Source organism: Streptomyces sp. NBC_00440 (assembly GCF_036014215.1).
Lineage (GTDB): Bacteria > Actinomycetota > Actinomycetes > Streptomycetales > Streptomycetaceae > Streptomyces.
The window spans coordinates 106,509-118,715 of the sequence record NZ_CP107921.1 but is presented as its reverse complement, the minus strand read 5'-3'; the positions used below and the strand labels follow the sequence as shown (position 1 = coordinate 118,715).

The window sequence follows — 12,207 nt, the reverse complement described above, 5'->3', positions numbered from 1 at the left end:
CCCAGGATGCTTCTTTCCCAGGAACAAACCCTCCTCTGCACGTGCGCCCGCAGAAGTGTCAGCCTGAATTGCACGAGACAGAGGACGAGGGAAGGAAAAGAGCGTCGTGCCGGAAAAGGAATCCGCAGCGCAGCAGGCCATCGGCGATATCACCCCCAAGCTCGCCGGCCTCACCGACCAGGTGCTGTTCGGCGACGTGTGGGAGCGAGAAGGGCTCTCCCCGCGGGATCGCAGCCTGGTCACCGTCACCGCGCTGATCGCCCTGTACCGCTCCGACCAGCTCGGCTTCCACCTCAAGCTCGCCCTGGAAAACGGACTGACCGAGGCGGAGCTGAGCGAAGCCATCACCCATCTGGCGTTCTACGCCGGCTGGCCCAACGCCATGGGCGCCGCCGGTCAGCTGAAGGCCGTCCTGGCGTCCGCCGACGCCGCCCACCACTGAACCCCGACGACGCAGGAGCGTTCCCGTTCTCATGAGCAAGGTCATCTTCGTTACCGGTGCGGGCCGCGGCCTGGGCACCGACATCGCCCGCCAGGCCCTGGCCGCCGGCCACCAGGTCGTCGCCACCGGCCGCCGCCCCGAAATCGTGCTCAATGCGCTCGGCGGCGAGCAGAACAACCTGCTGGTCACCGCGCTGGACATCACCAGCACCGCCGCCGCCCGGGCGGCCGTCGATGCTGCCGTGGCCCGCTTCGGCCGCATCGACGTGCTGATCAACAACGCCGCGACCTTCCAGGCCGGCTACTTCGAGGAGATCTCCGAGGCGCAGATGCGGGCGCAGATCGAGACGAACCTGTTCGGCCCGATGAACGTCACCCGCGCCGTACTGCCCGTCATGCGCAAACAGCGTGCCGGTCACGTCGTCACGATCTCCTCGCTGGCCGGTGTGATCGGCCAGGAGTTCTGCGTCGCCTACGCCGCATCCAAGTTCGGTGTCGAGGGCTGGATGGAATCCCTGCACTTCGACCTGGAGCCCTACGGCATCAGGACGACGATCGTCGAGCCCGGCTTCTTCCGCACCGAACTGCTCGTGGACGCCTCCACCAGCTGGGCGGAGGGCTCGATCGAGGACTACGCCGAGCGCACCGCAGAGACCAAGAAGATGTGGCAGTCGATGAACGGCCGGCAGGCCGGCGACCCTGCCAAGCTCGCCGACGCCTTGTTGAAGGTCGTCGGCCTGGAGGAGCCACCGCTGCGGTTCGTCGCCGGCGATGACGCCGTACCCGCCATCGAGGCCAAGGGCAAGGAGATCGCCGACCAGGCCGTCGCGTCACGCGCCCTGGGCACCGGCCTCTCCCGCGACGACGCGGCCTGATGGCGTCGGCCCCGGTATCCCGGGGCTGGAGCAGACGCACCGTTCTTAACTCGCGGCGCCATCCCGGCCACTGACACTTGCCCAAATCAAGGAGACCCCCCATGGAATTCGTCAAGGCCCAGCCCACCGGCAAGGGACCCGCGGAATGGTTCAACGGAGACGTCTGGTTCGACGTCATCCACGCCGGAAAGGAGCCGTCCCGTATTCGGGCCAACATGGTGCGCTTCGCTCCCGGCGCCCGCACCGCGTGGCACCACCACGCTGTCGGTCAGACGCTGCACATCGTCGCCGGTACCGCCCTGATCGGCACCCGTGACGGCACCGTCTACGAGGCCCGCCCAGACGAGACGGTGACCTGCCCGCCCGGCGAGGAGCACTGGCACGGAGCGACCGAAGACCGCTTCATGGAGCACCTCGCCCTGTGGGATGCCGTCGCCCCCGGCGACGACCGGCCCGAGACCACCTGGCTGGAGCACATCACCGACGCGCAGTACAACGCCGGGCGCACCAGCAGCCACTGACCCCAGCGCCGCCCGTGAAAGGAGCCCCGCCCATGGCCGAGACGACGATGACCGCGCTGTTCGGCGGCACCGGACCTGACTGGACCGCCCGGCAGGTTCCCGTACCCGAACCCGGTCCCGGGCAGATCGTGGTGCGCGCCCGTGCGACGGCCCTGAACAACGCCGACGCCTCCATGCTCGCCGACGCCGACCCCACCTCCGGCGGCACCGGCAAGGAGTACCGGGCCGGCTACGAGTTCGCCGGCGAGGTCACCGCCATCGGTGAGGGCGTCGACACACCCGCCGTGGGCGAGCGGGTGATGGGTACCACGCCGGGCAGCTTCGCCCAGTACGTCCTGGCCGACCACCGCCACGTCCTGCTGGTCCCCGAGCAACTCGGCTACGCGGAGGCGTGCGCGCTGCCCACCGGGCTGCTCACCGAGCACGGCGCCCTCATGGCCGCCGGGTTCCAGGCCGGGCAGTCGGTGCTGATCACCGGAGCCACCTCCAGCATCGGCCTGATCGGCGTACAGATCGCCAAGGCACTCGGCGCGGGACACGTCATCGCCACCACCCGCAGCGCAGCGAAGCGCTCCCTGCTCAGCAGGGCGGGGGCCGACACCGTCGTGGTCACCGGCGAACAGGACCTTGCCCAGGCGGTGCTGGACGTAACCGACGGCGAGGGCGCCGACGTTGCCCTCGATCACGTCGGCGGCCCTGCCTTCGCCGCCTGCCTGCCGGCCACCCGCACCGACGGCGCCGTGGTCAACATCGGCCGCCTCGACACGGCCGAGTCCACGATCGACCTCGATGCCCTCTCCTACCGCCACCTGCGCGTCGCGGGCGTCTCCTTCGGCTTCACCCGGCCCGCCGAACTGGGCCACGTCATCGCCGCTGCGGGAAAGCACCTGCTGGAGGCCGTGGCCGACGAACGAGTCCGGCCACTGATCGACACCACGCTGTCCTTCGCCACCGCCGCCAAGGCCGCAGAGCGCCTGCGCTCCCACGAGGCTCACGGAAAGATCATCCTCACTGTCCCCTGATGCCGGCCCATGCTGCGGGGAGTGCGACGCACCACCACGGAACCCGTACGGGACACCGCTATGGACCACGGTGTCCCGTACGGGTTCCGTGCCGTTCCGGGCTGGGTTCGCCGCCTCAGCCGCCCCCTCGGCCCCGACCGCATCGTCGACGGCGTTCTGCCACCGTGCGTACCGGCACCTGCCACGCCGTCAGCAGCAGACTTGCCTTCCCGATGCCCCTGGCCGACGTGCAGAGCGGCAGCGAGGACGAGTGTGTGGAACTGCCAAGCGGTAACGGGCTGGACGGGGATATAAGCGGAACATAAGCTTCGGGGCCGGTCGTCCTTCGACGGCCGGTTTTCGTACCCGTGGGGGGTTCTCTCAGTCATGTCGCATACGCCTGCCTTCACACCACCGCGCAATCTGTACGTCGGACCGCGGTTGAAGCCGACCAAAGGACTGTCCCTGGCCGTCACCATGTTGCTCGCGTTGTGCGCCGCGACGGACGTCTTCTCGGTCGTCGCCCACGTCAACATGTACCGCCTGCTGGGGGGCGTCTCGGACGGCGGGTTCGCCTCCTACGCAGTGGAGGACGGGGAGCGGGCCGACCGGCTGGTCGGCTTGGGCAGCAACGTTTACATGGTGGCGCTGGCCGCGACCGCGGTCGTGTTCATCGTCTGGTTCCACCGGTCCCGCAAGAACGCCGAGGTCTTTGCCCCGGACATCCAGGGCCGACGCGCGGGCTGGGCGATCGGAGGCTGGTTCATCCCCCTCGGAAGCCTCTGGATACCGCACGGCATCGCCTCCGCGTCCTGGGACGCCAGCTCCCCGGCCGCAGCCGACGGCTCCCGGCGCGCAGCGCCGCGGACGCTGCTGACCGCGTGGTGGGCCGCATGGGTCATCTCGCTGGTCCTCGGCAAGCTCGGATCGGCACTGAGCAGGTCGGACGACCTCGACGCGTACCGGCAGTCGGTGGGCGTCATGCTCGCCGGTGACGCCGTTGACATCGTGGCCGCCGTCCTCGCGATCTTCTTCGTACGGAAGCTGACACACATGCAGCGCACCAAGGCAGCGGCGGGACCGTACGCGACCGTTTGATCCGGTGCCGTGCTCAGGGGTAGCGACGCGTACTCGCTACGACTGGGCGCGGCGACAGCGGACGGCCAGGCAGGAACTCCCTCCCGCACCCGGCACGAGCACCGGCATTCCGCCCTGACCTGCCTCGGTGAACAGGGCGCCTCGCCATTGATGCTGACGGCGAAGTCCCGGCACAAGGAGCCGGATGGTGTACGCCTCTGCTTCGAACCGTCTCCCGCATCGATCGCCGGGCTCAGGCGCCGGCTCGCGCCGGAAGGCGGTAATCGCTGGGCCGCGTTCCTTGATCCTTCTCGGCGGCGACGGCGGAGGCGGAAAGGAGGGTCGCGGCGGCGAGGCTGCCCCAGAGGGCGGCCGAGCCGCGGGAGGCGAGAGCGGTGACGATCGCCGGGGAGACGGCGAGGCCGAAGCCCGTGGAGAGCTGGAAACGGGTGAGGGCGTGCCCCAGGACATGGGCCGGGGCGAGGGCAGTGACGAGCGCGGTGGCGCTGCCGGCGTAGATGATCTCGCCGATGGTGCAGACCACGGACACCACGGCGACGGCCGGGGCACCCCAGCCGTGTCCCAGTGAGGTGGCCGCGAAGAAGCCGAGGTAGGACGCGGCCAGCACCACGCCGGCAAGAGCCAGCACGGTCCGCCGGGCGAAGCGGGACATGAAGACGGTGACCGGAACCTGCAGCGTGACCACCAGCAACGTGTTCGCCACGAAAATGGCCCCCGACCACACCGGGGAAGCGTGTAACTGCGTCACCAGGACCAGGGGAAGCGCGATTTCGGGGATGTTGAGACAGAAGACGTAGATCACGTTGGCGGCCAGCAGCACGCGCATCCGGGGTGCGGGCTCGTCGTCCCGGTCCGTGGCCGCGGCAGCGCCCGGATACGCACGCAGATGGACCGACCATGCCAAGGCCGCCGCGGCGAGGTAGGCGAGGCCGGTGACGGCCGCCAGCGCCTGCAACGCGGTGGTGCCACCCGCCAGACACGCGGTGGCCAGGAGTCCACCGGCGCCCAGGCCGGCGTTGCGCAGCGCACGGCCCCCTGCGAGAGCGGCGTCGCGTTCGCGGCCGTGGGCGACCGTGGCCACCAGGGCCGCATGGGCAGCCGGCCACGCCTGGTTGCCGATGCCGAGGAAGAGCGCCGCCGCCGTGAACAGCCACGGGTGCCCCGCCGGGGCGGCCAGCAGCAGCGCCACACCCAGCACCCGCACCAGCATCGACGCCGCCACGACCGTGCTGCGCGCGCCCCGGTCCAGCCATCGCCCCACCGCGGGCATGCACACCAGAGCCACGACGCTGCCTGCCGTCATGGCGATGCCGGTGGCCGACACGGACAGCTTCAGCACCGCCACCCCGTAGAGCAGCAGAAAGGGACGCAGGAAGCCGGTGCCGAGCGCGTCCACGGCCAGGGCGACGGCATAGCGGGGGCCTCCGGAGGCACGGACGAGAGCACGCGGCTGGATATACGTTTTCGTTGCCATGGCGTCAACGGTGCGTTCGGCAGCCCGGGCCGGGCGCGTCGGTTGACGGACACCGTCAACCGACGCGGTCGTCGGCCATGCGACCGGCGATGATGAAGAGATGACGTTGAGAATCGACATCGGCGGTCCGCCGTCGGGGCAACTGCGGTTCACCGCCTCCCCGCTGGCCGAGCTGACCGCGATGCTTCACGTGCTGGCCGAACCCGCACATCACCCGCAACTCGCCGGCTGGGCCGGGGACGTCTGGGCCGGGCTGCGGCCGGAACTGGCCGAGCGGCTCAGGGAAGCGGAGTTCCTCTGGCGTTCCTCACGAGCCGACTTCCTGGTTCCCGCCCGTCCCCGGCCGACCCTCGCCGAGGAGCTGGACGACGTGGACCGGATCGACGACGAAACCTATGTGACCGCAGCGCTCATCACTACGTGCGGCAGCAACCGGGTCCACTTCGCCGGACCGTCGCCGCTCGCCGACGCGACGGCGCGCGAGCGCGCCCTGGACCTGGCCCAGGCCCGCGGCGCACTCCAAGAGGCCTTCGCGGAACGGCTGCTCGCGGACCCGGCCGCTGTGCGGGCACGGGTGCGTCACACCCTCGAACAGTGCGCCGACGCATTCTTCGACACCGCCTGGACGGGCGTCGCCGTGCAACTCGCCACCGATCTGCGCCTGAAGAACGACCTGTTGAAGCGCCAGGGCGTCGGGGCGGCGCTCGCATCGGTCTCCGGCGCCGTCACCCTGGCACCGGACGGCAACTGCATCATCGTGGACAAGCTCCAGGACAGAGCGACCACCGCCCACGGCACCGGGGTCACGTTCGTCCCCAGCGTCTTCGGCCGCCCGCACCTGGTAGCGGTCCACGCGCCCGGGTGGCACCCGGTGGTGCAGTACCCCGTGACCGAGCCGAGCCCCTCGGCGCCGGTGCCGCTGGAAACAGTCACGCTACGGCTGGAAGCACTCGCGCATCCGGTACGGCTGCGGCTGCTGCGCACCCTGGCCCGCGGCCCGCACACCACCGGTGAACTGGCGCACGCCTGGGAACTCTCGCCCCCGGAGGTCTCCCGCCACCTCGCTGTCCTGCGCCGCGCGGGCCTGCTCACGACCCGGCGACACGGGCGCTACGTCCAGTACACCCTCAACCTGCCCGAGATGACGACGCTGGGCACGGACCTGCTGGCGGCCGTCCTGCGCTGAGCAGTTTCGTTCTGCCGAAACGCGAGCGACCGCCGCTTTCGCGACATCGTCCTACTCGGCAGGGCGCCGGGCCGCCCGTCGCGACCGCAGGCCGCCCCCGGGCAGTCGGGCAGCGCACCGGCTGCATCCGCCCCGGCCGTATCGCGCCGGGCCATGGCTCACGGCCCTGCCCGCCGCTGAACTTCGCGGCCTTCTCGGTGCTCGGCTTCTTGGTGCCCGGCACGGACACCTTGCGGCCGGCCCGATGTGCCGTGGGACGGTGGACCGCGCCTCGCTGCCGCCGATCCGCAGCGTGACGCCCTCGGCCCCGGTACAGCCGGACACGTCGGCCAGGGCGACCATGGGTCGGCCAAGTCAGCGATCAACCCGAGCTTCTCGTGCGGCTGTTCGTGTCCTGGCATCAGGGCGCCGGGTCGCGCGTGAACCATGACCGACGCGACCGGCTCAAGAGACGACTGGCTTCTCATGCCGCCCCGGCGGAATATGAAACCAGTCGTCAGGGTTCCAGGGACAGTTCGCCGGGGCCTGCCCGGTCAGGACACCTTCAGAGAGAAGATGTGACGATGCGTGCTGTCATCCTGTCCGAATACGGTGGCTCCGACGTGCTCCGCATCAGCGAGGTCCCGACCCCTGAGCCGGGCGACGGTCAGATCCGTATCCGGGTCTCGGCGGCCGCGTTGAACCCCGCCGACGCCTTGATTCGTGCCGGCGCACTGGCCTCGCGTGTCCCCGTGCGGGACCACTACATTCCCGGTCTCGACGTCGCGGGAATCGTCGATGCCCTCGGCGGCGGCGTCCACAGCTTCGAGGTCGGCGACGCCGTGATCGGCATGTCCGACTGGCCGGACACCCAAGCCGGCACGCACGCCGAGTACGTCGTCCTGCCCGCCACGGCCGTCGCTGCCGCACCCCGGCACGCGAGCCCGGTGCAGGCAGCGACGCTTCCGCTGAACGGACTCACCGCCCGGCAGGCGCTGGACCTGCTCGCCGCGGCCGACGGTGCGACCGTGGCGATCACCGGTGCCGCAGGCGCCGTAGGCGGCTATCTCGTCGAGCTGGCGGCCGCGCGTGGCCTGCACGTCGTCGCCGTCGCCGGATCCCAGGACGAGGAACTGGTACGCAAGTTGGGTGCCAGCCTCTTCGTACCGCGCTCTGACAACCCTGCCGCTGCGATCCGCGCGGCAGTTCCCGGCGGAGTCGCCGGGCTGATCGACGCCGCGGCCCTGGGCGAATCAGTGATAGGTGCGCTAGGAGACGGCGGCACGTTCGTCAGTGTTCTCGGCGCCGGCCCAGCGGCGGAACGCGGGATCCGTGTCTCCCAGGTCCAGGTACACAGCGACGCGGTGCAACTCGCCGAGCTGGCTACCCTCGCGGACGCCGGCCTCGTCACCCTACGGGTGGACCGGACGATGCCGTTCTCGGAAGCCGCTGCGGCCCACGACACGCTGGCCTCGCGCGGCCTGCGCGGGCGCATCGTGCTCGTACCCTGATGAGCTGACCGCCGACCACGCACCGGCCCGAACACAACTGACTGGCCGACCACTTGGCGTCGATCCGGTCACCGCCGCCCCGCGGTGGGACCGGACGGCCCAGACCGGCGCCGCCTGGGCCGACGCCTGCCTTGTCCTCGTTCGGGACGAGGGATACGTCTACGCCCAGGCGGAGATCGACACAGGGGGGCGTCTGTCCGAGGAGACCCTCGCCACCTGGCCCTCGCCTCGCGCATGCTGAGTCAGCAGACCTCCGGCACCTCTCTGTCAGCCTTGGGTGGGACGGCCCGCCCACGGGGACGGCGGACGGGCCGTGAAGCGGCTGAGCGGGAGGAATCAGGACTTCGGTCGTCCCCCGTACCGACTCCAGAACATGACAGACGCCGGTCGGTAAACCCGATCCAGGCCGCAGTTGAGCTCCCGCTCTTCCTGCTCCTCGCTGACGGCCCGTTGTCCGGCCGCCCGTTGAGGCCGGGGCAATTCAACCCTGGCGGTCAACCGGATTGACGGAGCAGTACTTGAAAGGCAAAGATCTCAGGGAATTGACAACGTTGTCACAGGAAGGATCGCGATGAGAGCATGGAAACGCGCGTTCGCCGCCTTGTTGCTCGCCACCACTGTGGTCGCGGCATCCGCCACCCCAGGCGTCGCAGATGCCAAGGAGCGGGGACCGAAGTTCGCCGATGACCCCACCACACTGGTCGACACGTCGATCGGCAACAACGGCGACGGGACCACATTCCCGGGCGCCACCGTCCCGTTCGGCATGGTGCAGCTGAGCCCGGACACGCAGCTCAACCAGTACGCCTCCTATGACTACAAGCAGGACACGATCCTCGGCTTCAGCCACACCCACCTCTCGGGCGTCGGCTGCCAGACGATGGGCAACTTCCGTTTCATGCCGACCACCGGGGCGGTCACGTCGTCCGACCCGGCGCAGTACGGTGCGAAGTTCAGCCACGACAACGAGACCCGCGCGCCGGGTTACTACGGAGTGAAGTTCAACAACGGTATCCAGGCCGAGCTCTCCGCGACGCAGCGAACCGGCCAGCACCGCTACACGTACCCCGCCGGATCCGGCCCCGAGAACGTGCTGATCGAGACCGGCGAGAGCAATGGCAGCACCTATGCCGGTGACGTCCACGTCGTCGGCAATGACACCGTCGAGGGCTGGCTCCAGGGCGGCAACTTCTGCGGTGAGACCGGGAAGGAGCGCTACCGGATCTATTTCAGCGCCAAGTTCGACCGGAAGTTCTCAAGCTTCGGCACCTGGACCGACGGCACCATCACCCCGAACCAGCGCGACGCGTCGCGTGGCACCAAGCGCGCCGGCGCCTATGCGACCTTCGACCCGGCCAAGGGCAACCAGGTCGGCACTTCGGTGGGCCTGTCCTACACGTCGATCGACGGCGCACGCCTCAACCGCAAGGCCGAGCAGCCGAAGTCGTTCGACAAGGCCCGTGCCGCCGCGCACAACACCTGGCAGGAAGAGCTGAACCGGATGCGCGTGGCCGGTGGCAGCACCGCCGACCAGCGCACGTACTACAGCGCGCTCTACCACTCGCTGCTGCACCCGTCGATCGGGTCCGATGTGGACAACCGCTACCGCGGCTTCGACGACAAAGTGCACCGCGCGGATTCCACGTACTACCAGATGTTCTCGCTCTGGGACACCTACCGCTCGCAGAACCAACTGGTGGACCTGCTGAACCCGGACAAGGCCACTGATATGGCCAAGTCCGTACTGCACATCTACCAGGACGGTGGCTGGCTGCCGCGCTGGGCGCTCGGCAACAGCGAGACCAACGTGATGAGCGGCGACCCCGTCACTCCGTGGATCGTCGACATCTACAACCGCGGCCTGCTCGACAAACGCACCGCCCGCCAGCTCTTCGGCGCGCTGTGGAAGAACGCCAACGAAGTCCCCGCGGACCAGTCGATCTTCCGTGGCCGTGACGGTAACCCCACGTACGTCAAGAACGGCTGGGTCGGCTACCAGAACCTGCCCGGGTACAAGTACGGCGACAGCCGCCAGTCGGGCTCGGCCACACTTGAGTACTCGCTCGCCGACTGCGCGCTGTCCACGATGGCCAGGGGCCTCGGCTACCGGGGCAGGGCCACGACGCTCGCCTCTCGCTGCGACAACTTCACCAAGCTGTGGGACCCCACCGTCACCTCGCAGGGTTTCTCCGGGTTCCCGGTGGCCAAGAACGCGGACGGCACCATTGCCGGCGACCCCGATCCCGCCCAGGCCGGCGCGTTCCACGAGGGCACCGCGTGGCAGTACGAATGGCTCGCGCAGCAGGACCCGAAGACGCTCTTCGGGCTCATGGGCGGCCCTTCGCAGGCCGAGCAGCGGCTCGACAAGTTCTTCGACATGCCGACCGTGCTCACCGACCCGGCGAAGGCGGCTTCGGACTCGTGGGTGACCGGCGCGTACGACTACCACAACAACTTCGCGTTCAACCCCAACAACGAGCCCGACTTCCACGCGCCGTGGATGTACACGTGGACGGACGCGCCATGGAAGACCTCCGCCGTGCTGCGTGCGATGCGGACGCTCTTCACCGACGACGTGTACGGAATGCCCGGCAATGACGACCTCGGCGCCACTTCCTCGTTGCTCGTCTTCGCCATGGCAGGAATCTTCGAGCCCCAGCCCGGCTCCGCCACCTACGTGATCACAGCGCCCATGTTCGAGAAGGTCGAGATCCGGCCCGAACACGGACGCACGATCAGCATCGATGCCCCGGGCGCCAACGCGTCGAAGCTCCAGTACGTGTCCTCCGTGGACACCGGCAAGGGGAAGTTGCGCCAGAGCTGGCTGTCCCACAAGGACCTGCTCCGCTCCGGCACGATCAGGATCAACCTCTCGGACAGGCCGACGAGTTGGGGCGCCAACGCCGCCCCGCCCGCCATGGCCCGGCCCTGAGGCTCGGGGTGCGGTCCCTCCCACGAGGGGCCGCACCCCCGGGATTTCACCGGTTGGTGCGCACGTCGCGGCGGCCACGCTCGGCGAAGCGGGCTCGCGGCCGGGCGCAGAACTCCGTCACCGCCGCGGAGCAGTCTCGTCCCGGTGCGCGCGGTGGCGCAGGTCCACGGGGACCGCGGCCGCATGATCGCCCTTCACTGCGCGCTGCGAGCCAGTCGCGCAGGAGGGCGATCGGCTGGACTCATGCCCCCGCGTGCAGCCTCGATCTCCTGGACTGGACGCCAGGTCGGCGTACCTGGCCGCGCCATGACGATGACCGCTCCGGCATCGTGCGCCCATGTGTGTCGAACGAGGTCCAGCGCCGGGTCCACGCTGGCGGCCACGTCTCCGAGAGCGCCCGAACGCAGCCACGCGCGCAATCCGTAGTTGTGGGCAGCTACGACGCTGGCGGCCACGGTGTAAGCGCGTGCTCCTGCGTCGGGCAGGGTTGCGAAACGTCTTTCTGTCGCGGGCGCTTCGCCTCAGTAGGCGGCGTGACGTTCACGGCGAAGTCGGTCCGGGCCTTGGTAGGGGACAAGAACGCAGGCGAAAGTGGGTGGGCCCCGACGCGGTAGTCGCGTCGGGGCCCACCCACATCAGCCTCCTGAGCGCCGTCTACCAGCGGTACCAACGGCCACGCTTCCCTCCGCTCGCTGCGGGGCGGACGAGGAACCCCAGCAGCCACACGACCAGCACGATGGCGGCGATCCACCACAGGGCCTTGAGTGCGAAACCCACACCGAAAAGGATCAGGGCGAGCAGAAGAACGAGAATGACAGGAACCATCGTTATCAACCTCCAAGCTGACGACTGCCCTGGTGCGAACCGTTCACTCCTGCCGCCCTCATGTCACCTTCATGCCGCCCGGCGGGAGATGGTTTCCGTGCAGCAGCTGTCGGGGTTTGAACGGAAGGCTTTCGGGCCAGATGTGGCATATCGCGTTCCTCTAGTAAGGCAGGGAGTGAGTGATTGTGGCTGCGGATGAGAAGGCTCAGGCCAAGGGCGAGCAGGTCAAGGGCAAAGTCAAAAAGGCCGCCGGAGGCGCTGTCGGTAACGAGTCCATGGAGGCCGAAGGGCGCGCCGAAGAAGCCAAGGGAGACCTGCGGCAGGCCAAGGAGAAGGCCAAGGACGCTTTCAAGAAGTAGAGCCG

The 12,207-nt window shown here is 69.2% G+C and carries 11 protein-coding genes; 9 read left to right on the top strand and 2 right to left on the bottom strand.

What is annotated here, in order from left to right; translation table 11 throughout:
• The first annotated feature begins 106 nt into the window (after positions 1–106).
• The 5 genes from OHB13_RS00570 (at position 107) to OHB13_RS00550 (ending at position 3,936) form a co-directional block, all read left to right on the top strand.
• A complete protein-coding gene (locus OHB13_RS00570) occupies positions 107–442 on the top strand; it encodes a carboxymuconolactone decarboxylase family protein (protein WP_266860424.1) in 336 nt (111 codons plus the stop codon).
• A 31-nt stretch (positions 443–473) separates the two neighbouring features.
• Positions 474–1,316 carry an SDR family oxidoreductase gene (locus tag OHB13_RS00565; protein WP_328374720.1) on the top strand — a complete coding sequence of 281 codons (843 nt, stop codon included), beginning with the start codon at positions 474–476 and terminating at the stop codon, positions 1,314–1,316.
• 101 nt (positions 1,317–1,417) lie between these two features.
• Positions 1,418–1,837, top strand: coding sequence for a (R)-mandelonitrile lyase (locus tag OHB13_RS00560; RefSeq protein WP_328374719.1), 420 nt, complete (start codon positions 1,418–1,420; stop codon positions 1,835–1,837).
• Positions 1,838–1,869: 32 nt separating this feature from the next.
• Complete coding sequence (locus OHB13_RS00555) at positions 1,870–2,859, top strand: quinone oxidoreductase family protein (protein WP_328374718.1); 990 nt, start codon at positions 1,870–1,872, stop codon at positions 2,857–2,859.
• Positions 2,860–3,225: 366 nt separating this feature from the next.
• On the top strand, positions 3,226–3,936 hold the full coding sequence (locus OHB13_RS00550; protein ID WP_328374717.1) for a DUF4328 domain-containing protein: 711 nt from the start codon (positions 3,226–3,228) through the stop codon (positions 3,934–3,936).
• 232 nt (positions 3,937–4,168) lie between these two features.
• Here the strand turns inward: OHB13_RS00550 and OHB13_RS00545 are convergent, their stop codons facing one another.
• Positions 4,169–5,410 (bottom strand): MFS transporter, encoded by a 1,242-nt coding sequence (locus tag OHB13_RS00545; protein WP_328374715.1) that lies wholly within the window; start codon positions 5,408–5,410, stop codon positions 4,169–4,171.
• A gap of 100 nt (positions 5,411–5,510) precedes the next feature.
• Between OHB13_RS00545 and OHB13_RS00540 the strand changes: the two genes are divergently transcribed.
• The 3 genes from OHB13_RS00540 to OHB13_RS00530 all read left to right on the top strand — a co-directional run bounded on the left by OHB13_RS00540 (position 5,511) and on the right by OHB13_RS00530 (position 11,018).
• The gene (locus tag OHB13_RS00540; RefSeq protein ID WP_266860434.1) at positions 5,511–6,596 is read left to right on the top strand and encodes a helix-turn-helix domain-containing protein; all 1,086 of its coding nucleotides are present in this window, start codon (positions 5,511–5,513) and stop codon (positions 6,594–6,596) included.
• A gap of 563 nt (positions 6,597–7,159) precedes the next feature.
• Positions 7,160–8,086 (top strand): NADP-dependent oxidoreductase, encoded by a 927-nt coding sequence (locus OHB13_RS00535; RefSeq protein ID WP_328374713.1) that lies wholly within the window; start codon positions 7,160–7,162, stop codon positions 8,084–8,086.
• 571 nt (positions 8,087–8,657) lie between these two features.
• Positions 8,658–11,018 (top strand): GH92 family glycosyl hydrolase, encoded by a 2,361-nt coding sequence (locus OHB13_RS00530; RefSeq protein WP_328374711.1) that lies wholly within the window; start codon positions 8,658–8,660, stop codon positions 11,016–11,018.
• Positions 11,019–11,672: 654 nt separating this feature from the next.
• On the opposite strand, the gene OHB13_RS00525 is transcribed toward OHB13_RS00530, so the two are convergent.
• Positions 11,673–11,843 carry a hydrophobic protein gene (locus OHB13_RS00525; RefSeq protein WP_328374709.1) on the bottom strand — a complete coding sequence of 57 codons (171 nt, stop codon included), beginning with the start codon at positions 11,841–11,843 and terminating at the stop codon, positions 11,673–11,675.
• 185 nt (positions 11,844–12,028) lie between these two features.
• On the opposite strand from OHB13_RS00525, the gene OHB13_RS00520 reads away from it, so the two are divergent.
• A complete protein-coding gene (locus OHB13_RS00520) occupies positions 12,029–12,202 on the top strand; it encodes a CsbD family protein (protein ID WP_266860443.1) in 174 nt (57 codons plus the stop codon).
• Positions 12,203–12,207: the final 5 nt, after the last annotated feature.

Coding starts and splice junctions, on each gene's coding strand:
- OHB13_RS00525 (WP_328374709.1), bottom strand. CDS start 11,843: ATGGTTCCTGTCATTCTCGTTCTTCTGCTCGCCCTGATCCTTTTCGGT.
- OHB13_RS00545 (WP_328374715.1), bottom strand. CDS start 5,410: ATGGCAACGAAAACGTATATCCAGCCGCGTGCTCTCGTCCGTGCCTCC.
- OHB13_RS00550 (WP_328374717.1), top strand. CDS start 3,226: ATGTCGCATACGCCTGCCTTCACACCACCGCGCAATCTGTACGTCGGA.
- OHB13_RS00535 (WP_328374713.1), top strand. CDS start 7,160: ATGCGTGCTGTCATCCTGTCCGAATACGGTGGCTCCGACGTGCTCCGC.
- OHB13_RS00540 (WP_266860434.1), top strand. CDS start 5,511: ATGACGTTGAGAATCGACATCGGCGGTCCGCCGTCGGGGCAACTGCGG.
- OHB13_RS00560 (WP_328374719.1), top strand. CDS start 1,418: ATGGAATTCGTCAAGGCCCAGCCCACCGGCAAGGGACCCGCGGAATGG.
- OHB13_RS00565 (WP_328374720.1), top strand. CDS start 474: ATGAGCAAGGTCATCTTCGTTACCGGTGCGGGCCGCGGCCTGGGCACC.
- OHB13_RS00555 (WP_328374718.1), top strand. CDS start 1,870: ATGGCCGAGACGACGATGACCGCGCTGTTCGGCGGCACCGGACCTGAC.
- OHB13_RS00530 (WP_328374711.1), top strand. CDS start 8,658: ATGAGAGCATGGAAACGCGCGTTCGCCGCCTTGTTGCTCGCCACCACT.